At 42.6% G+C, this 20,479-nt stretch carries 12 protein-coding genes and 1 pseudogene; 5 read left to right on the forward strand and 8 right to left on the reverse strand.

The features are described from left to right. Nucleotides 1–77: 77 nt before the first annotated feature. Both AC6HZ4_RS14675 and AC6HZ4_RS14680 read right to left on the reverse strand, forming a co-directional pair. A complete protein-coding gene (locus AC6HZ4_RS14675) occupies nucleotides 78–797 on the reverse strand; it encodes a metallophosphoesterase family protein (RefSeq protein WP_497490318.1) in 720 nt (239 codons plus the stop codon). Between the two features lie 80 nt (nucleotides 798–877). Further along, nucleotides 878–1,102 carry a hypothetical protein gene (locus AC6HZ4_RS14680; RefSeq protein ID WP_497490319.1) on the reverse strand — a complete coding sequence of 75 codons (225 nt, stop codon included), beginning with the start codon at nucleotides 1,100–1,102 and terminating at the stop codon, nucleotides 878–880. A 396-nt stretch (nucleotides 1,103–1,498) separates the two neighbouring features. Between AC6HZ4_RS14680 and AC6HZ4_RS14685 the strand changes: the two genes are divergently transcribed. Continuing rightward, a complete protein-coding gene (locus AC6HZ4_RS14685) occupies nucleotides 1,499–1,744 on the forward strand; it encodes an HPr family phosphocarrier protein (protein WP_497490320.1) in 246 nt (81 codons plus the stop codon). A gap of 130 nt (nucleotides 1,745–1,874) precedes the next feature. Here the strand turns inward: AC6HZ4_RS14685 and AC6HZ4_RS14690 are convergent, their stop codons facing one another. Continuing rightward, a complete protein-coding gene (locus AC6HZ4_RS14690) occupies nucleotides 1,875–2,330 on the reverse strand; it encodes an NUDIX hydrolase (protein ID WP_497490321.1) in 456 nt (151 codons plus the stop codon). A 288-nt stretch (nucleotides 2,331–2,618) separates the two neighbouring features. Between AC6HZ4_RS14690 and AC6HZ4_RS14695 the strand changes: the two genes are divergently transcribed. From AC6HZ4_RS14695 to AC6HZ4_RS14705, 3 genes are all read left to right on the forward strand, one after another. Then, nucleotides 2,619–2,864, forward strand: coding sequence for a hypothetical protein (locus AC6HZ4_RS14695; protein ID WP_497490322.1), 246 nt, complete (start codon nucleotides 2,619–2,621; stop codon nucleotides 2,862–2,864). Between the two features lie 427 nt (nucleotides 2,865–3,291). Continuing rightward, complete coding sequence (locus AC6HZ4_RS14700) at nucleotides 3,292–4,533, forward strand: NAD(P)/FAD-dependent oxidoreductase (protein WP_497490323.1); 1,242 nt, start codon at nucleotides 3,292–3,294, stop codon at nucleotides 4,531–4,533. Between the two features lie 510 nt (nucleotides 4,534–5,043). Further along, a complete protein-coding gene (locus AC6HZ4_RS14705) occupies nucleotides 5,044–6,300 on the forward strand; it encodes a VanW family protein (RefSeq protein WP_497490324.1) in 1,257 nt (418 codons plus the stop codon). Between the two features lie 234 nt (nucleotides 6,301–6,534). On the opposite strand, the gene AC6HZ4_RS14710 is transcribed toward AC6HZ4_RS14705, so the two are convergent. From AC6HZ4_RS14710 to AC6HZ4_RS14725, 4 genes are all read right to left on the reverse strand, one after another. Further along, nucleotides 6,535–7,242 carry a 4'-phosphopantetheinyl transferase superfamily protein gene (locus tag AC6HZ4_RS14710; protein ID WP_497490325.1) on the reverse strand — a complete coding sequence of 236 codons (708 nt, stop codon included), beginning with the start codon at nucleotides 7,240–7,242 and terminating at the stop codon, nucleotides 6,535–6,537. After that, the gene (locus AC6HZ4_RS14715; RefSeq protein ID WP_497490326.1) at nucleotides 7,239–12,446 is read right to left on the reverse strand and encodes an SDR family NAD(P)-dependent oxidoreductase; all 5,208 of its coding nucleotides are present in this window, start codon (nucleotides 12,444–12,446) and stop codon (nucleotides 7,239–7,241) included. The genes AC6HZ4_RS14710 and AC6HZ4_RS14715 overlap by 4 nt, the downstream gene beginning before the upstream one ends. Then, nucleotides 12,443–12,970 carry a hypothetical protein gene (locus tag AC6HZ4_RS14720; RefSeq protein ID WP_497490327.1) on the reverse strand — a complete coding sequence of 176 codons (528 nt, stop codon included), beginning with the start codon at nucleotides 12,968–12,970 and terminating at the stop codon, nucleotides 12,443–12,445. The genes AC6HZ4_RS14715 and AC6HZ4_RS14720 overlap by 4 nt, the downstream gene beginning before the upstream one ends. A gap of 62 nt (nucleotides 12,971–13,032) precedes the next feature. Next, complete coding sequence (locus AC6HZ4_RS14725) at nucleotides 13,033–18,156, reverse strand: beta-ketoacyl synthase N-terminal-like domain-containing protein (RefSeq protein WP_497490329.1); 5,124 nt, start codon at nucleotides 18,154–18,156, stop codon at nucleotides 13,033–13,035. A gap of 364 nt (nucleotides 18,157–18,520) precedes the next feature. Here AC6HZ4_RS14725 and hepT point away from each other — a divergent pair. Then, nucleotides 18,521–18,871 (forward strand): annotated as a pseudogene (gene hepT / locus AC6HZ4_RS14730) (type VII toxin-antitoxin system HepT family RNase toxin). A gap of 498 nt (nucleotides 18,872–19,369) precedes the next feature. On the opposite strand, the gene menC reads toward hepT, so the two are convergent. Then, nucleotides 19,370–20,479: an o-succinylbenzoate synthase gene (gene menC / locus AC6HZ4_RS14735; protein WP_497495722.1), complete on the reverse strand. Its 1,110-nt coding sequence runs from the start codon at nucleotides 20,477–20,479 to the stop codon at nucleotides 19,370–19,372.

Raw genomic sequence — 20,479 nt, forward strand, 5'->3', positions numbered from 1 at the left:
AGGTTGAATAAGTTCGTTTTTATAAAAACGCCCTTTTGGTTCTATAATTAAAAATAAAAGATCCCTTGGAGTTTATTTCATATTTTAGCTCTACGTAAGACTTGCGTCATCATATCTACGTTAGGATAGTTCTTTTCTCGATACTGTTGAATCACCTTTTCCACATCAAAATTCACCCGCTCAATAGATGTTCTAAAGCCATCCTCCTGTATCTCGACAATACCGTAGGAAGCTTTATTTAGTCCATCAAAAGGTAAGCCGACACTGCCGATGTTCATAATCACCCTGCCGTTAAGATATCGAATATAGGGCTTATGAATATGAGCATATACATACAGATTCACTTCAACAGCTGACATCATCTTAGATTGCAAAGTTTCATCATCCGCGTTTGGCGGAATGATATCAAATAAGCTGTTCGGCGTCGCATGAAATACATAGAATGATATACCCTCAACTGTAAAATTTATTTCTTTAGGCAAGCTGTCTAAGTACTCAATATCAGATTGGACTAGCTGGCCTACAGTCCATTCACGTTCCTTGTTCATTATTTCCCATACTTTATCCGGCACTTCCCCCTGCCGAACCCCGCGGACTACCCATTCATCTGCATTTCCCTTAATAACCTCTGTATGTAATGAGCGAATTAAATCGAGCGAACGCTTAGGTTCTGGACCGCGATAACAAAGATCACCAAGTACATACACCTTATCAACCTGTTTCTTACTTATGTCCTCTAATACGGCATCAAGTGCAACTGCGTTGCCATGGATGTCAGATATAAATGCTAGCTTCATTTCATTCAACCTCCTACAAAATATTCATATTTAACCTTATCATCATACCTTCTCTAAGTCTAAGATTGAATACTTAGAGACTAAATTGGATGTCCGTATTGGAATTCTGAATTTGATCTTGTTACCTCTACTTTTTCAATCGATGAAATGTGCTTTGGATTGATAAATACTCCAGAGCAATAAATAAACTCGTCAGTTAAAACACCCGCCTTTTTCGTAAGCTCCTTTAAAAATTCCTCAGGGTGCATATCAATCTCATATTCTCTACCACTATTCATACATACTTTTGTTTTAATAAGCTTCATAAATTCCCCTCCCCTTCCCCTTATTATAATGTAGTCGATTCCAAAAGAGGTAATAATTACCTTTCATTCTATCCTATCCCATTCCGTAATCATAGCATTTCCTGAGACTAATACTCCGTTCTTTTTGTACAAAACAAAAAGAACGATTGAAACCACTCTTCATTGCCGGGGTCTTTCACCTTAGAAGCTGTTTACTATTTTCTAGTACTAGTAAGATTATCCCACCTCTTGTAATGATAAGGAAGAATCCATTCTTTGAAGCCCCTAACACATTCATATTTTTCCTCTTTAGTACACAATAAAAAAAAGTAAAAATAATGTAAATTATGAAAATCAAGGTTAACTCCTGCTCTAAGTATGCTACAATAAGGAGAAATTTAATAAGGAGGGATACACATGGTGAAACAAACGGTAGCATTGCAAGGAGACCACCATATGAAGCGAATTTCCGAAATTGTCCAAGAGGCAAGCAAATTTCAAAGTGAAATGACCTTATACACCCCTACCTATAACAAAAGGATTAATTTAAAAAGCATACTTGGATTATTATCGCTGCCATTACACAAAGGAGCAGAAGTAACAGTAACCGCTATAGGAACCGATGAACAAGAAGCGATCGCATCAATTGTCAGCAAATTATAAAATACAATGTGCACTAGAATAACTTGACCCGCTGTCACGATGAAGGGTAACACAAATATATATCAAAACAGGAGAAGCCGCCTCAAAAGGGCGGCTTCGTTTGCTTTACTACATCAAGGCGTTAAGCTTATTAGCATTTGACCTTTTCGCTTATATATTTGTCCAACATTACTCTACTTGTTTTAATGATGTTCTCTGGCAAGGACTGAACATGAAAATATTTAAGTTCCTTACTTTCTTCATCAATTTGAATCTCTCCAGTAATATCAGAAGAATAGTAACAAATAATAACATTGTATACTTGATCACCGTTGGGGTATTCATAATACATCTGATCCCCCGAGAAAATGTGGAAAAACCTTAACTCTCCTACCGTTAACCCCGTTTCTTCGAAAACCTCCCTTCTCGCTGTATCCTCAATAGCTTCACCAATTTCCATAAAACCGCCTGGTAGTCCCCAATCATTTGTATCTGCTCTATGCTGTAACAGAATTCTACCTTCAGCATTGATTAGAATTACAGCTGCTGCAGTTAATATTAATGGACGGGTTCCTACAACAGATCTTAAATCTTGAATATAATTCATGTTAAACCTCCTTATACCACTAGCTTCAGTTCGATATGAAAGAAACAAATCCCTTCACTACTGTACATATTTTTGTTGCTGCACAATCACAAATCTTATTTTCTGCAATAAAGCTTAGTACTTACACCCTTTACTAAAAATATATCCATTTGGACGCCCTATTTTAAGCTATGAACAGGAATATTTCCCCATAAAATTATCTAGCGATCAATTAGCAGGAATGAATACGCTAAACAGCGAACTATAATACAATGTACGTAGATTTTTAATGGGAGAGGGGTAAAAAAGATGATATTTTCCGAATGGGATGACGCATTCAGCCACCAAGACCCACAGACAGAGAAGGAAACAATTTCTCAACAGCCTATAAACGATAATAATATTTTAATTTTGTTGGATATAGTAAAGCAGCTAGACAAATGTATCAAAAATTTAGAAGAAGAATATGGAGCAAAAGCTACAGAGCTTGCAGAAATTCCATTTAATCGGTTAATAAACTACGTTGTTAATATCAGTAAAGCATCCAGCCTATAAAAACTAATAATATAAACCTCTTTAAACAAAAAGCAGCGTAACAGCTGCTTTTTTCATGCCAACTGGCCGTTCCTTTGTTGCGATAATTACAAATGTAAATATAACCATTATCCCGCTATGAAACAACACAGGCATTGGGATATATTACATCATATTAGTTAACCTTCGAAAGGGCGGTATTAAAATTAATAAATTCAGAGCCGCCTTTTGAAAAAGCAAAGAAATATAACAATCGAGATTCACTGCTATCAATCAAGCTCTATATACCGCATACTTCTATTCACCATGTGTCAAGAGATAGGCTTCACAAAATATTATCAAAAGGACTGCAATGCAAATTAACACTTATTGGTACCATTTAAATAGTTACTTTTATTCTGACGATTGACTGTAACACTAGTACCTATGTATAGGAGGCAAGGAAAAGATGAAACAAAACTATGATGTCATTATTGTTGGAGCTCGTATTGCAGGATCTACGTTAGCTTATGAGCTTTCAAAAAGAGGATATGGGGTTCTTCTCTTAGAGCGAAGTACATTTCCAAGTGATATTTTATCAACTCATAACTTTTTTAATAATTCTCTTAGAATGCTCAGGGAAATGGGTGTATTAGATCGATTGCTCGCAACTGGCACACCCACATACAAACGCGCTTATGTGCAATTCGACCATAATATAATTGATGGACACTTTCCTGAGGCAAATGGCGAAACGGATTGTTTATGTATACGTCGTACATATCTTGATCAGATTTTGTTCGAGCATGCCTCAGGACACGAAAAAGTAACTGCACTGGAAGGAGTTCGTGTTACAGACGTAATTGCTGAGAATGGTGTAATCAAAGGAGTCAAAGCAATTGATAAAGCAGGAAATACTAATAGCTATATGTCCAAAATTGTAGTTGGGGCAGATGGCAGAAACTCCACAATTCGTAAATTAGTAAACAGTGAGCGATTAAAATCTGTTCCCACAGATTTTGCGTCCTATGTAGCCTATTTAGATCATTATCCCCAGAAAAATGAAATATGTACTGAACTCTATAAAATTAACGATAAATTATTAATCTCGTTTCCAACGAGTGATAATTTGTGTGTCATGGGCGTTATGTTTCCTCTTGAGGATATGGAATGGAGAGAAACCTTTAAGTCTAATCCTGAGTTAGGCTTTCGCTCTCTCATTGATACCGAATTCAGAAATACGGAGCTTCCCGTTCGGATGCGAGATGCCCGCTTCGTCGGACCGATTAGAGGGCTTTTGGGCTATGACAACGATTGGTATAGAGGAATGGGCAAAGGATGGGCATTAATCGGGGATGCCGTATCCTTTAAAGATCCTGCTGTAGGCCAAGGTATGCATGATGCGATTTATGAATCACGAATACTAAGCGAAATATTAAATACACATAGCTCTTGGAACGATGGTTGGGAGAAAATGGCAGATACTTACCAGAGCTTGATGGAATCCAAAATGAAAACACGATTTGAAATGGCATGCCAATTCACAAAAAATATTCCATTTTCAGACCAGCAGCATTTCATAAATAGTATCATCGCCTCTGACCCTAACCTAACGCAAACGTTTCTTGGTTTATATAACTATACGTTTGAACCCGAAGATTTAGAGAATAAAATTAAAGAACGAATTGCTAGAGAACCGAAAAACAAATAGGAATTTTATTCGTATTGAAAAAAGTTCTGGTGCAAAGATAATTTACAAAAAAACGCAGGACATCTATTTCTTCTTCACTTACAGATTATGATGCAATATCAAATAATTTATTAGTGAATTTTTTTCGATTTTGGGCAGATTTCACTTTGGTGAAGCTGCCCCTTTTTTATTCTTAAAAAAGCATAAATTCCAGCTAAAAGCTCATTCGACGCAGCAAGAATTTTAAAAGTATAACTCTGTCTTCGTCTAAGGGCTCGCCAATCGATGAGTTTTCTATATCATGCGGATGCTTCAATGTCTTTCAAACTCAATAGCAGTATGAAATAATTTCAAATGAAATCTCTTCTTTTATAAAATAGCCGTCTTAAATATAACAAAAAAATAACAAACCTTATTTTTTTATTACAAATTTTACCATGATAATGGTATAATAGTTACGAATATTCTAAATATTCATACCACTTTTATATTATACTACATCACTAAATAGTTTGTTATAGGGGGAGACAAATGAATGTACGAAAGTTGATTATCGGATCCGTAGCAGCTGGCGGAATTGGCCTTTGTATTACAGGAGGATTAGCCTACCAATATGTTTCCAACATGAACAAACAGTTAGATACCTATGTTTTGCCCCATACAACTTTTGAAGATATCCCATTAGGCGGAAAAACAAAGCAAGAGGTTCAGGAAATTGTACAACAAAGAATAGACAAACTAAATCAACAAGCTGTGAAATATTCTTTACCAACTACCACGAGTACCTATACTTGGAAGGATATGGGAGTTCAATACAAAGGTATAAATGTTGCAGACGAAATCTTTAAGAAGCAAAAAGGAACGATTCTAGAACGCTACAAAATGCGTAAACAATCTGAGAAAGGGCAAGCGCAGCAAAAATATCATCTAGATGCCTACTTGGATTCTTCGAAATACGATGTATTTATAAAAGACAAATATAATGAACTTGTATCAAACCCGCAAAACGCTTCTCTTTCTGTTACAGGAACGAATATCACTATTACCCCAAGTAAAGATGGAGAAAAAGTAGACAAGGAAAAACTAAAAATATTAACAGAACAAGCTGTGAAATCAATGGATATAGATATTCAAGTGCCTGTTGCTGCAGTAAAACCAGAGCGCACAACAGAAGATGTGCAAAATATGGGAATTAAAGAGCTCATTGCAGAATATCGTACACCTACGAGCGGCAGAAATGGAAATCAACTGTTTAATGAAAGTCGAGCAGCCGCAGCGTTAAGCAATGCAATTATCGCGCCCAATGAGGTATTCAGCTTTAATGGCCGCGTTGGCGTAACCGATGCTGCTAATGGATACAAGTTAGCTGCTGTATATGTAAACGGAAAAGTTCAGCAAAGTGCAGGGGGCGGTGTTTGCCAAGTGAGCAGTACGTTATATGGTGCTGTCTTACGTGCAGATCTTTCCATTGAAGAGAGGAGCAATCACTCCATGCCCGTTCATTACGTGCCGCTGGGTCAGGACGCCACTGTAGCGGATTACGGACCAGACTTTAAGTTTAAAAACAATACAGGGCATTATATCTATCTTCAAGCCGGTATTGAAGGTAATCAGGTTGTTGTTCGTATTTTTGGAACAAGCACAGGGAAAAGCGTCAATATCTCTTCCAAAGTGGTAAGTGAAACCAATAAAAGCATAGTGGCTGTAACTTACAAAACAGTAACACAAAACGGTCAAGTGGTTCAAAGTGGTCTGCTCAATAAAAGCATTTACAAAAAATCTACATAAAAATACATAACTCCCCCCTTCTATGCAGATAGCGGTATTTTCTGGGTAGAAGGGATTTTTTTAGCACGAGAAAGGATAATATTTTAACAGTTTACAAGAACTAAATGTCAATCAATCATATAGAAGATATAGGGAAGAAGTGATGTATATACCTACTTCTCCCCATAGTCGTAGTTTCATTTATTCTCGACTTAACTATATCTCTGTTCCTTCCATCACTATTTGCACCAAACCTTATCTATCTCCCGTCAACAGTATAATAACCTGCTCATCCTTCACGGAGAAATATCCATCAAGTACCGTTGATTCTTGTATATCTCCTGTTTCATGATGAATACAGCAAGCGGCACGAAACTGCTTCTGGAAAAATAATCGTTGGGAGACTTTTTGGGAAAGGGGAGCAATTTTCACCATCGGTAAGGTACAGCGTAAACCGATGCCCATCCATTTTAGAAAAGCCTCCTTTGCAGCAAAACCAGTGCATATTGCAAGCGGATGATTCGAGTCAACCCCGAACCAATCTGCCCATGCTTGCACTTCTTCCGATTGAAACACATCTTCAACGAAAGCGGGACTGTATTTCTCTATGGTTACGTTATCAATTCCTATTCGGGTATGCGAGGCTGCTGCATATGCTTTTTTATCGGCGTGTGTAATCGAAAGGTGAATCTCTGGCAATATTGTTCCTGAATCAGTCACAGCATACGGCTTTCCAGCTTCTTCTCCATGCTCCGTCCGCAAAATGGAAAGTGGAAGATAATCTGGAAGAGATAGATACGTGCGGATTGCCTTTTTAGCTGCCAATCTTCCCGCAATAAAATCTCCGATACGTTTGGATGTTGCTTTTTTACTTAATAATTTTCTCTCACTCACTGTTATAACCGACAAATCTTGAAGCAACGGCATTACTGGACAGAAAGTAAGTGAAAAATCTTCTGTCATCGTGTAATCCTCCTTGCAAGGAACTTTTCAATTTCCATAAGCGTATCTCCATTTTCACCAACCACATATATATCCGAGGTAATGTCTGTATCGTTTCTCTCGTATATTCGGCTGTATACCTTGACTCGCTCGTCATCTCCTCTTCTTCTGCCGAACAAAACCGTACCAATAGAAATCGGCAGGCTAACCTCCGAGGAGTGAAAGGAATCAACATTTACGGCAATTTGCATAGCAATATCGACTAAAAACGGATCAGCCTGAAAAGTCGGTGCACTTGTAAAAGAAAACAGCTTCCGTTGAATGGGAGGTGCCGCTTCTGCGGTCCCCTCTCTCTCGTTCACCATATATTGTCCAGCCCGGCAAAACAGAGGACCGATTTGCAGAGCGTCATAATGTAAGTTATCGTATACACTTGCGTAAGCAGTACCATTAACAGAAGGAATGCACCTCTTTGTTACATCCGTTCTCTGTTTTGTAAAAGTAAACAGGGCAGAAGCTGTTACACGATCCTTTTGCAAAATTCGTCCTTTTACGAATAAATCTGTTAACCCCTTCACCGCTATGATTCGCTGTCCATTTTTCTCTTCTACAAGAGAAGCTTCCGCCCGTACGCTTACAGGCTGATCAGAAAACAATTTTACAGCATGAAAGACTTTAAATTGTTGAACAGAACGAAGAGTCCACCCGGGTGAGGTAACAGCAGCGGCCTCAGCAAGCATTTCTAAGTGGCAAACCATCGGAAAAATAGGGGTTCCATCCAGACAGTGCTGCTCCAAATACAAATCTTTCTCTCTCGTAATCTTTCGCTCAACAACTGTTGTTTGCAGCGTGTTTTCCTTAAGCATGTCAATAAACGGCCAATCTCCAGGATTAATGGGAATATGCCGATCTTGAAACGATAACAAACGTTCCCCCTTCCCATCTGCCTCAGCACCGTCAAAGGGCCATCTTCTTAAAAACTCCTCTCCAACATTTAAAATTTCCTTATCCCGTCCCAGCATTAATTCGCTTATAAACCAGTAAACACCTTCTTCTGTAGATGTAAACGGGACACCATTCCTTTTCAATACTTCCGTCACAGATGGATCAGAAACAGCTGCGCCGACAGATTGCCACGCTGTCCAGTTAAGTGTAGCATAGTGTAACCCTATCCGTTTCCGGCATTTCGCAACAAGCAAGGCTGACATCAAGGAGTTCGCCGCACTATAATCAGCTTGGCCTTTGTTTCCAAACCTTCCAGCCCCAGAACCAAAGCAAATAAAAGATTGCAACGGGATGTCCTTTGTCGCTTCCAATAGATGACACATTCCGATGACTTTTGTTTCAATGGTACGCTGAATGATTTCCTTTGTCTTTTTCGGAATAATGGTTGACCATTCGACCATTGCTCCGTGAATAACCCCGTCCAGTCGTCCATATCGCTTGAGGATGCCCTGAACCATATTGTGAACCTGATCAGCATTGTTTATATCACATACTTCATACACAATGCCTAGCTGCTTCGCTTTTTTCATATTTTGATAGAGTTCTCGTTCCTTCACTAAGCGGATAAACGCCTTTTTAAAACTGGCAGGAGTAAATGAGGCTCCTACCCGATGCTGTTTTATAAGCTCCTCTCGTTCGTAAGCAGCAAATTCTTCATCATCCATCTCCAACCACGGAGCAAATTCATCCTCTATCTTTGTCCGACCGCAGACGATGACTGTCGCTCCTAATAGGGCAAGTGCGACAGCACATTCAAATACAATACCGCGTCCGCCGCCAGAAAACAAATATACATCTCCTTCACGGACAAAACGCGCCAACGGCGTTTGATGAGAAAAATTGCTTTGTTTATGGTGAACAACGTAGCGCCTATCTGCATATGCCACTTCCATCCGATCATTTCCATCTTCTATCTCCCGTATCATGCTAGAAATAATAACCTCTATCGATTCGTGTGCAGGAAAATCAATTGTTTTTGTCATAACAGATGGCAGCTCCTGTTTGACAGACTTCAGCAATCCCTGCAAAAAAGAACCTAATATATTACCATAGTCACAATCTGTTAGACCAAGGTTTCCTCCTAAACATGTAGCAGCAATATAGCAGGAGGTAAATGGCTTTGCCTGTTCGAAGCGGTCGTAAAAATATCGCAGCAGCATAAACGTGAAATCACTTATTTTACCTATCTCTTCGGATAATCTATCAGCCGGCATCTTAAGTAATTCCGGTCTCTCTTGTAGCGCGCGGAGATCGAGAATACCGGTTAACTCTCCATGCCGCCTCTCCCATAAGGTAAGCTTTGCATGAAGAACATCCTCCGTTGTCATTTCGGATGGAAGGATGGAAAGAACAATTGCACCTCGTTGCTCGAGAGCTGTTTGACATGCGCGCCATTTATCGGCTGTATCCTGTATAAGAAGGATTCGCTTTCCATGAAGCGGAAATAATGCTGCTCTTTTGGGAAGTGCTACTGGTACGAGTTCCACAGTAAAACGGTCAGACTTCAGAGGATAGAGTGGTCGGTGGATAGGCTGCGAGAATAGAGCCGGCATGGCTTCCTTACCGCCCTTCCACTCTTCCAAAATCAGAAAATAGTTAATGCCCCCGAGCCCAAACGCACTCACCCCTGCGCGCCGATTCCAGCCCTCCCTGCTTCCCCATATCCTTGCCTCCGTAGCTAGATTAGACAGCAATACAGGAGAACGATCGTCCGTATAACTAGGAGGAATAACCTTTTCATGTAAGGCTAGCGCCGTTTTAATGAGACCAATTATGCCAGCCGCGGAACTGAGGTGTCCGATTTGTGATTTGATGGTACCTATGGAGTATGGTTTGTACTTATGATAGTCCCCGAATACCATTCGATATGTGTTCATTTCAGTTTCATCACCTAAGCGGGTTCCCGTACCGTGCGCTTCTATATGCGAAAGATCCTCCGCTTTAAGATGTGCTTCCTGCAGCGCTCTCTCAATAGAGCGTTTTTGTCCCTGGCTGCTCGGCGCGAGCACTGAGGTCCCTCTGCCATCACTGGAAGCACCGATTCCACCAATGACAGCATAAATTTGGTTGTTATCGCGAATGGCATCGGACAGCCTTTTTAGCACGACTGCTCCTGCTCCTTCCGCCGGCACAAATCCATCAGAATCTTGATGAAATGGCGGTATACCTTTGGTAGATAGGGCACCTATGACATGCAGTGTTAAGTTATATTCGGGAATCAGATGATGCGCGACTCCTCCAGCAATAACAGCATCAGCAAGGTTTGCCCGCAGGCGATGAATGGCGGCTTCCACCGCAGCAAGAGATGAAGCACAAGTAGCATCGACGGATAGAACACTCCCGCCTGTACCGAGAACCTTTGCCACATAGTGAGCATTTGTTATACCCGTGCTTGCTATATGAAAATCATACGTTTGCACATTCTCTCCCTTGTAATGAGAGATCATGCTCTTAAGCACCTCCGAACTTACAGTGCCGGATACACCTTGTTTTTGAAAAACGGTACGAACAAGTTTCATATAATCTGTAAAAAACATTAGCTTATTTTTAATATTCTCCGACTCCCGAATCGGTAATTGCCCAAATACAATGTCAGTTCTGCTTTTGTCCGCTTTTGTATTTGTTAGCCCTGCTTGCTCGGCTGCCTCCATACCAGCTAGCAGCGAAAGGGTAACTCCCCCATCCAGACTGTTTAGCTCCTCTACAGAAATTCCCCAGCTCTCTGCTTTAAACTCTGGTATTTGTACAACTCCCGCCAGACGTGATGGAGCATAAGCGCTCAATTCTTCATTATTGGCAATGATTTTGTCAAAGCTCCATTTTCTCTCCGGCAAATCACCAATACTTCGATATCCAAGCTTCGTATGCTTCCAAAACGTCTCAATATTCCTCGCACCAGGAACAATAGCTCCCATACCAACAATAGCAATTGGCTCCATCGACACACCAGAATCCACACTTTGACGTTTTACCGTGGCAGCAGGAGAGCTTAAAAGCGCATGATAAGCAGCTGGAGCAATTCCCGTATCGCTTACCGCACTGAAACTTGGAGCACCTTGATTGTAGAATAAATCCAAGGCTCCCCTTACCATAGCCATCATCCCAGATGCAGCCTGCAAAAATCCAATATGAGGAATGCAGGATGTAACCGGCACATTCCCACCCTGTTGTTGAACTGCGTATACTGAAGAGAGCCCTTTTAACTCTGCCTTCTCCCAAAGGCCAAGACCGCCATTTCGACTTTCTATTCTTGTTACACTGCTAGGGGCAATTTCTGCTCGTTGCAATGCTTGCTGGGCGGCCTTTGCTGCGGCAAGCGCAATGTGTTGTTTGTTCGTACGATTGTGTATGACGGAAGATGCAATCCCCTCTATATACCCGTATACTCTCCTTTCTCCAATATCATCCTCACGCATAAGGACAATTGCTGCTCCTCCTTCACATAAAGACGGTATAGCAGAAAAAGAAGAATCCCCCATATACTCTACAATATTGGACGCTGTAATAAGGGGGGAAATTCCAGCAACTACAGCAAACTCGCACGCGTTTGCACGAAGTGCAAGAACAGCTTCCTCCACTGCAGCCAAAGAACTGCACGCTCCGCCATCAATTGCGGCATGACCGCCATGCATATCGTACAAGTTTGCAATTCTCCCAGCGACGATACTAGCAGATGTTGTCATTGTATCAGGAAGGATGGGGGGAACTGTTTGCTTATGCAGCTTCAACACTTCATCGCGTATGCTTACCAAATCAGAAGATACGTCCTGCAGCGCCAACTCCAATATGCGAGTGAACTCTCCTTGTCGAATACGCGGACCATGATCCGTTTCCAATGAAGGACCAAATGTATTTGATGCAATGTAAACCCTCCCCTTTGCAGCAAGCTTCGTTCCCCGTTCGATTCCTCCATCGCGCAGCGCTTCATTCATAATGAAAAGCCCCACCTTCTCCATTGGATGCATATGACGAATTTGTTCTGGTGGAATCAGGAAATCCCGGTAATGAATCTCGGGTATTTCAACGAAATTCCCAACAATCTCCCCTTTTCCTCCCAGCCCCCAACAGTCTTCATACATCTTTGCATCAAAACACTCCTGCGGGATACTTTCCATTACTCGTTTGCCTTCTGATATTAGCTTCCAGAATTCCTGTAATGTATGTGCACCAGGTACCCTACATGACATACCGACAATTGCAATTCGTGTTTTCACGCTCATTCTCTTTCTTCCTTCCTATTTGTTTCACAAATTGCCAACTGCTTATCCGTCTGGATTACTGTGTCATCCATTCTCCCCAATCTGCTTCCAGACACTTCCTTCCAATAAACCAGTGTACGTCCGTTCCGATCAACAAGGGTAAGATCAGCCCGGTACTCTGTATACCGTATTGACAGCAGCTCCACAATTAAGTAGCTTTCTTCCTGATGTATATCATCACTGCAGCATATCATATCTCCTATACCGCTTATTCTGACCTTCTGTCCATACTGATACTGCCAAGCGTAAACGGCAACACAGCATGCGAGCTCGGTCAATGACTGAAATCGTTCAGCGAGAGTTTTATACATGTCTTTCACGTTCACTTTCGCAATCATGCTCCAATTGCTATCACGCTGCAACCACTCGATAGCTATGCCTTCTCCTAAAAACGCCCCGCTCTCTTCCTTTACCCCAGCATGCCGCATTCGGGTTGCGTATCGCTCCATAGCACGAATCGTTTCTGTAACATCGGATCGTAACATACCAGTCTTTGGATTGTATGTTACGATCCAATCCTTTGATTCAAGTACGGAATCAGGGGGCATTATCCGAAAAAAGACGAGTTCTTCACTTCTCCTAATCTAGTTTGAAAATAAGTCATGATTTTTCGAAGGGTATGGTAATCTCGGACACGAAAGCCTGGTTCCTGCTCCAATCCAAAGTGCTGACGGATATCGGTCATGATGGCGACTTGCTTAACCGTGTCAATGCCAAGGTCAGCCTCTAAATCCATATCGAGTTCAACCATGTCTGCCGGGTATCCTGTGCGTTCTACAATACAATCCACAATAACCTGACGTACATCCCCCGCCGTAAATGATATAGATTCCGCAACGCTGCTTTCAGGTGCTTGCTGCTTGGCTCCGTCAAGTCTGGAGATGAGATAGTCAGCCATCTTTTGCAATGTAGGGTAATTGCGAACTTTAAATCCTAGTTCTTGCTCCACGCCAAAGTGCCGATGTGCTTCAGCAAAGACAGCCACTTGTTTCACGGTGTCAATTCCAAGATCAGCCTCCATATCCAAGTCAAGCTCGAGCATATCCCTTGGGTATCCTGTACGCTGTGCCATTAAGGAAAGCAAGTATTGTATTACCTCTTCTTGCAAGCTGTTCTTACCTTGTTGCGGCAGTTCGTTTACAAAGGTTTCCCTTGCTGCATTTGCCTTCTCTCTTCGTCTTGAAGGCTGCTCCAGCACCTTCCATACCTCCGGTTCTTCCGATGGCGGCTGCTGCGCTGCATCTCGCAACACTGTCGGCTCTTCTGTAACCTTTAGACGTTCCGGTATTGGTACCTTTCCTTCTTTACTGCTGGATTTCAATTGTACAAATGCATCAATCATATCCCGCAACGATTTTAAGAATAGAAGAGTTGCATCATCTTCCCCTTTTCCCGAAACAATTTGGGACACTCCTTGCAGCAAACGGGCTGCTGCAATTGTCTCTTCATTCGTTTGGTTTTTATATTCCATGCCCTTGCCCACCTTTTCTTCATTAAGATATATAGGAATTAACCGGCCTTTTCCATGTACAAACATACAAGCTAGCGTTCGGTGAATTTGTTCGACTTCCCCGATCTTAGGATGCAAGGAAGCTTGCACATAAAAATCCTTACCCTCCAATATTTCTGAAATAAACGAACTAATTGCCCACTTAGGACCACATTCTATAAACAATCGAATACCAGCTTCATAGGCATTTTCAATTGCCTGCTGGAGGCGGACAGGCTCAACAAATTGGCTTTCTAGCAATGCCGGATAATCATCAACATGTACATGGCGGAGATTGCTTCCTGTAATCGTTGAAATGATATCATACGTTGGTTTATAAAACGTACATGTATTTAACGTCCGCCGATATGGCTTTCGTGCATTTGAAATGAGCAAAGAATGATAGCCGTGCGAGACAGGAAGCAGCTCCGTCTGGATGCCTGCCTTTCCATATATACCGCACAATTCCTGAATTGCTGCAGTTTCTCCTGACACGATACACATCCGCGGGCTATTATCGGCGGAAATATCACAATAGCCGCCCACTTCCTTGAAATACCCTCTCGCTTCTCCAGCATCACAGTAAACTGCCAGCATTTTTCCGGCATCTTGCGTTGAAAGGGAGAGAACAGACATTGTTCTTTCTCTTACCGCCTTCAAAGCATCCCGCATCGACAGGGCCTCGGTAGCGACAAATGCGGCCAATTCCCCTGCACTCTGCCCGATTGCCGCGTCAAATTCCAATCCGTACGCCCGCAATAATGCAAACATAGCACAATTTACAGCGAAAACAGCACAATGAATATCCTCATCCGTTTGCTGAAAATCCTCCGGGTAATCCGTAAAAAAGGTACTGCTTAAGGATCTCCCGCATAGCACCTTATATTCTTCATCCATACGCTCCATAAATTCCGCCGCTAAAGGGAAGTGCCCCAGCGCTTCTCTCAGCATGTTCGGGTATTGGACTCCTTGACCAGGAAACACAACCGCAACTTGCAATTTTGGATCGATTTTAGCTGTGAATACTCCTTGCTGCCGTAAAAAGTTAAGATCTATTCCTTTAGAAACAGCTGTTACAAGCAATCTTGCCTTTCGCAATAGCTCCTGCGAATCATTGGCGACAATTGCTGTCCGGTACAAACCAGGGTGCATCGGAGGAATGGCTTGCTGCATCTCGCGTATCATTGAAAGGTACTGCTCACCAGACCATTTCTCCATATTTTGCGCAGCCTGGAGCAAGCTTAGGGCACAATCTAATAGGCTCACCCCCTGTGTCACTGCAATTGGCAGAATATCGCTGCACTTTGAGGCTTCATAAGAAGAGAGGGAATAAGATTGCTGCTCGGTTGGTTTATATTCTTCGAGAATCATATGACTGTTAGCTCCGCCTAAACCAAAGCCGCTTACTCCAGCCCGCCGCGGCTCATTATATTCCATCTCCCACCGTTCACAAGACGTCACAACTTGGATAATTTCTCTGGTACTGTTAAGTTTCGGATTTACAACTTCTATATTAATAGATGGCGGGATGACTCCCTCCCGCAAAGCAAACACAGTTTTCATTACCGCTGGAACAGCAGCAGCAGCCAATAGATGGCCCATATTTGATTTTACGGATCCGATGCGCAATGGCTTCGTTCTATCCGTACCGTACGCTTTCAGAAGCGCCTCTATCTCGGTCGAATCCCCCATTACCGTTCCGGTGCCGTGACACTCGACGTAATCAACTTGCTCTGGAGATACTTCAGCCTGCCAAAGCGCCTGCAGCATTGCACTTGATTCGCCTTCGAGCGATGGCGAGAGAATAGAACCGCTTTTTCCGTCAGATGTAGCCGCAACAGAGCGAATAAGAGCAAGTATGTTCTGACCGTCGCGCTGCGCATCCGATAATCGGCGCAAAACAAAGAAGCCCGCTCCTTCTCCAGGAACAAAACCATCCGCCCGTGCATCAAACGGCCGAATCCCATCAGCTGATAACGCTTGGATTCCACATCCCCCCACATAAAACTCCGGGGTCATATCAGCATTGATGCCTCCGACCAACACAACGTCGCTTTTTTTATGACGGAGAGATTGTACGCCGGCTAAAAAGGCAAGATGAGTCGAACAGCAGGCGCCATCGATCGCCAGTTGCGCTCCCTTAAAATTGAAATGCTTCGCAACGCGGCCTGCTGCAAGGCTTCCTAAATAGCCTGCCAACGTGTCTTCCGTAACCCTTGGAAGCTGGGCTGTAAAACATTGTTCCGCTTCATCCAAAATACACCGCTGCAGAGCAGGAGAAATGGCGTATTCTTGTTCTTCTAGAACTCTCGCAAAAATAGCATGGATTTCTTGATAGTTCACACGGACATCTGCAAGAAGCTTTTTATTTTGATAAGGTAAAAATCCTAATATAACGGACACTTGTTCTCCATCCCATATGTTCGGATCATAACCGGCATTCTGAAGGGCTTGCTCAGCGCAAACTAAAGCAAGGTAATGAGCCTCATCGATATATGGGACGGAGGATGGCGGGATTTTCCACTTTAAAGGATCTTGCTCTGTACGGGAAAGAAATCCTCCTAGCTTCGTGTAGGATTTTTCAGGAGCTGCCCGGGAGCTGTCATAAAATAAGTCACTATCAAATCGTTCATGCGGGATTTCTGTGACCGAATCTTTTCCTTCCAGCAAGTTTGACCAAAATGCTTCTGGATCGGCGGCATCCGGCAATATCCCTGACATTCCGATAATAGCGATTGACTCCTCCTCAAAATCAGAATATACCCCTGTGTTGGATGCTGTATACTCAGGAGAGTATGCCTCCAACACAGCATGATAGTTGATGCCTCCAAACGCAAAAGAACTGACGCCTGCCCGTGGTAAAAGCGTTCCTTTTTGCGGCTGCAATGCAACCGGGTGTGAGGGGACGCTAAATGGGGTTGATGATAGCTGCATTTGCGGGTTTGACGTATGAAATCCGGCTTGAGGAGGAATGAGGCCATGGTATAGCGTCAGTATCGTTCGCAGCAGCCCTGCTGCTCCTGCGGCCGCACCCAAGTGGCCAATGTTCGCTTTCACTGAACCAAGGGCAATACGATACGAAGCGTCCTCATGAAAGCTGGAGAGGGCTTTTACTTCACTCACATCTCCTAATTGTGTGCCCGTAGCATGGCATTCAATGTAGCTAATTGTTCTCGGGTCGACATTAGCGTCTTCATAAGCTCGTTTCATCGCAAGAGCCTGGCCCCGGTGGTCCGGCGCAAGCAAAGACTTTCCGCTGCCATCAGAGGAACTGCCGATTCCTTTAATGATGGCGTAAATATGCTCCCCATCCCTCGTTGCGTCCTCCAGCCGTTTTAAGGCAAACATGGCGGTTCCTTCTCCAAGAAGCGTCCCATCCGCCTCCGCATCAAACGGTCGAATGTTAGACTTCGACAGGCCGCCTAGCTTAGAAAAAGCAACCATATTCAGCGGAGTCAAAATTTCACTCGCCCCTCCGACAAGTGAAAGGTCTACACTTCCATCCTGCAACGAGTGAATTCCCATCTCCAGTGCTGCCAGCGAGGAGGCATACCCAGCATCAACAGAAACGTGAGGACCTTTTATATCGAAAAACTGTGCAATTCGGCCGCACGCAACGCTTGCAAGTGAGTGAACAATTAAATTTTCAACCGCCGCCGAGCTTAAGGTTTTGCCCATATCATGTTTTATAGAATGTATAATTTTTTCCTGAATGTCATTAGGTAAGTATAAAAAACTTTTGCTTATCTTAAGAGCCTCAAGCATCACATCTCTATGAATCTGCAGACCAGTATCTTTTTGCCAACCTGAACCAATGGACCCGATGTAAATTCCGGTCCGGTCTGTCGGCAGCAGTCGAACACTCTCTAGTGCCTGCGCACCTGCATCTAAAATCATAAATTGCATCGGACTGCTTGCCTTTACCTCAGACGGTGGAATACGAAACTTTCTCCAATTAAACTCATAATTCTGAATCGCCCCAGCTGTGATTGTATACGTTTTATCTAACGTATTAGGATCTGAATCGTGAAAAGCTTCCCAATTCCACCTATGGTGAACGCTCAGGAGCCGTAATGCTGTATGCCCCTTCCTATTATTCTCCCAAAATTGCTGCGGCGTAAACGCATCGGGCAAAACACAACCAAGTCCTACAACCGCTATATCTTTTTGATACTTATTCAAACATCATTCCCCCTTTCTTAACACTGCCTTATTTCCCTTTGCTAATGAAATCCTTCTCCTGTGTATTATAACATTCCATATATAGGATATCATGGGATAAAATAGGAAATTTTATAGGATATAATTAGGAAATGTACAGTCTCCATCAAAGTATTAGTAAAAATTAATTATATTTTCCTAAGACACAGAGACAACTCTTACAAAATAAGTCCTTTTGAATTACCTCCCTTTCCCTTGTTGTGAAGTAGCCGAGGATTGTTAAAATACTATTTACAAGATTAACCCCAAAGAAAAAAGAAGAATTTCTACAGTACCCTTTTTCCTCAAACAATCATTTTTGTTTTATGCGTTGTAATCATTATTTATAACTCAGAAGGCATTCTGTAGTGACATACATGGGTGGTATACGAAACAAGACTCTATCATCCTTAATATACAGCGTGCTTGTGAAGCGAGCATTGATATTGCAATGCATAGCGTAGCCGAAAAAAGTTTGGAATTCCCCAGGCTAGCCGGGATGCATTTGAGCTGCTAGCTAATAACAATGTGATTACTGCTCCCCCTCCCTTTTAAATTGAAAGCGGTGGTGAGGTTTCGTAATATTGTCGTTCATGATTACCAAGCGGTAAATTTAGAAATTGTACAAAAGATCATTGAAAATCATCTGGATAACTATGAAGAGTTTGTTAGGCAAGCCTTATCTCATAATTATTAACCATAAAATTATTATGTAAACTATCATGCATTAAATTAGAATTTAATGCCAAATTGAAAGGTCAAAAATTTCCTTGTTTATATCTTTCTCCCCCCTCTGTAGAGTGACACAATTCTCCTCCCATAAGTGACATTTTGCTTAGGCTACATTTATAAGAGTATAATTGTGTCATTTCTTGTGACGGAATTATGCTCTCTTAAATAAAAAAATCCGCTTTAAATGCGGATTTTGATGGGAGGAGAATGGTGTCATTCTACAATGTACCTTCCCCTCTTCCCTGTACATTGAACTATTAATTGGAGCAAGGGAGGAGAAAACAAATAAGCTCTAGTCTTCCCTTAATCAGCTACCCTTCATCTACGAGAGAATCTCTCCGGCTCCGCAACAAACCTGCTGCCATCACAAAGTCAACTGGCTTCACGAAAATGATATGACTCGCTAATAAGCTCCCTCTATGGATAACTGCAGCAGCCTAAACCTTGATGTGCCCCAAAACTATCAGCTATAGGTTTGGCTGTATATCGTATACTTCTCAATCTTCTCCAAATTCGGCTCATAGCCAATCCCGGGCGCAGTCGGCACCGTAATTGTTCCGTTTTTCACTGTGACTTCCGGATCGATGATATCTTCTGCCCAGTACAGAGATGAAGCCGCGGTATCACCCGGCAGGACGAAGTTTGGCAAGGAGGTAATCGCGATATTATGCGCTCTTCCGACACCGGATTCCAGCATGCCCCCGCACCAGAGCGGAATGCTGTGCTCCTGGCAGAGATCATGAATTTTTCTAGACTGTGTCAAACCGCCGACGCGGCCGATTTTGATATTGATAATTTTACAGCTTCCGAGCTTCAACGCTTTTCGCGCATCCTCCAATGAGTGAATGCTTTCATCAAGGCAGAGCGGCGTTTTCAGCTTTGCCTGCAGATCGGCATGGTCGATGATATCATTATAGGCCAGCGGCTGTTCGATCATCATGAGGTTGTAGTCATCAAGCTCTGTCAAACGGTCGATGTCCTCTAAGGTGTAAGCGGAATTCGCATCAGCCATGAGTGGGATGTCCGGATACACTTTCCGTACTTTATCAATCAACTCCACATCCCAGCCCGGCTTGATTTTCAGCTTGAAGCGCTTATAGCCCTCCCGGAAGCGACCTTCAATTGCTTGCAGTGTTTCCTCGATCGAATCCTTAATGCCAATGCTGACACCGACATCGATAGTCTGTTTCGTTCCGCCTAACGCACTTGCGAGGGAGATATTTTGCTGTTTCGCGTACAAGTCCCAAACCGCACCTTCTAGCGCTGCCTTCGCCATGTAGTTGCCGCGGATGTGGGCGAAGAGTTTTTCAGAAATTTCATCGGGGTGCTCGATTTCATTTTTTAATAGAATTGGAATTAAGTAGTCCTCTAGAATATGCCAGTTCGTTTTTACCGTTTCTTCATTATAGAGAGGATCGAGCATCGCGACGGACTCCGCCCAGCCAGAAGCGCCGTCCTCTCCTCTTACTTCAACAAGAATAAAATCCTTATCATATTCCGTTCCGAAGCTGGTCGTGAACGGGTGCAGCAAATCCAGCTTCAAATACCGCAAAATGACTTGTTTAATTTTCAT

Source organism: Ectobacillus sp. OTK (assembly GCF_059698935.1).

Excerpts from the sequence above, each read along its gene's own strand:
- AC6HZ4_RS14700 (WP_497490323.1), top strand. The coding sequence starts at position 3,292 with ATGAAACAAAACTATGATGTCATTATTGTTGGAGCTCGTATTGCAGGA.
- AC6HZ4_RS14675 (WP_497490318.1), bottom strand. The coding sequence starts at position 797 with ATGAAGCTAGCATTTATATCTGACATCCATGGCAACGCAGTTGCACTT.
- AC6HZ4_RS14695 (WP_497490322.1), top strand. The coding sequence starts at position 2,619 with ATGATATTTTCCGAATGGGATGACGCATTCAGCCACCAAGACCCACAG.
- AC6HZ4_RS14710 (WP_497490325.1), bottom strand. The coding sequence starts at position 7,242 with ATGACAGAAGATTTTTCACTTACTTTCTGTCCAGTAATGCCGTTGCTT.
- AC6HZ4_RS14690 (WP_497490321.1), bottom strand. The coding sequence starts at position 2,330 with ATGAATTATATTCAAGATTTAAGATCTGTTGTAGGAACCCGTCCATTA.
- AC6HZ4_RS14715 (WP_497490326.1), bottom strand. The coding sequence starts at position 12,446 with ATGAGCGTGAAAACACGAATTGCAATTGTCGGTATGTCATGTAGGGTA.
- menC (WP_497495722.1), bottom strand. The coding sequence starts at position 20,479 with ATGAAAATTAAACAAGTCATTTTGCGGTATTTGAAGCTGGATTTGCTG.
- AC6HZ4_RS14680 (WP_497490319.1), bottom strand. The coding sequence starts at position 1,102 with ATGAAGCTTATTAAAACAAAAGTATGTATGAATAGTGGTAGAGAATAT.
- AC6HZ4_RS14685 (WP_497490320.1), top strand. The coding sequence starts at position 1,499 with ATGGTGAAACAAACGGTAGCATTGCAAGGAGACCACCATATGAAGCGA.
- AC6HZ4_RS14705 (WP_497490324.1), top strand. The coding sequence starts at position 5,044 with ATGAATGTACGAAAGTTGATTATCGGATCCGTAGCAGCTGGCGGAATT.
- AC6HZ4_RS14720 (WP_497490327.1), bottom strand. The coding sequence starts at position 12,970 with ATGTTACGATCCGATGTTACAGAAACGATTCGTGCTATGGAGCGATAC.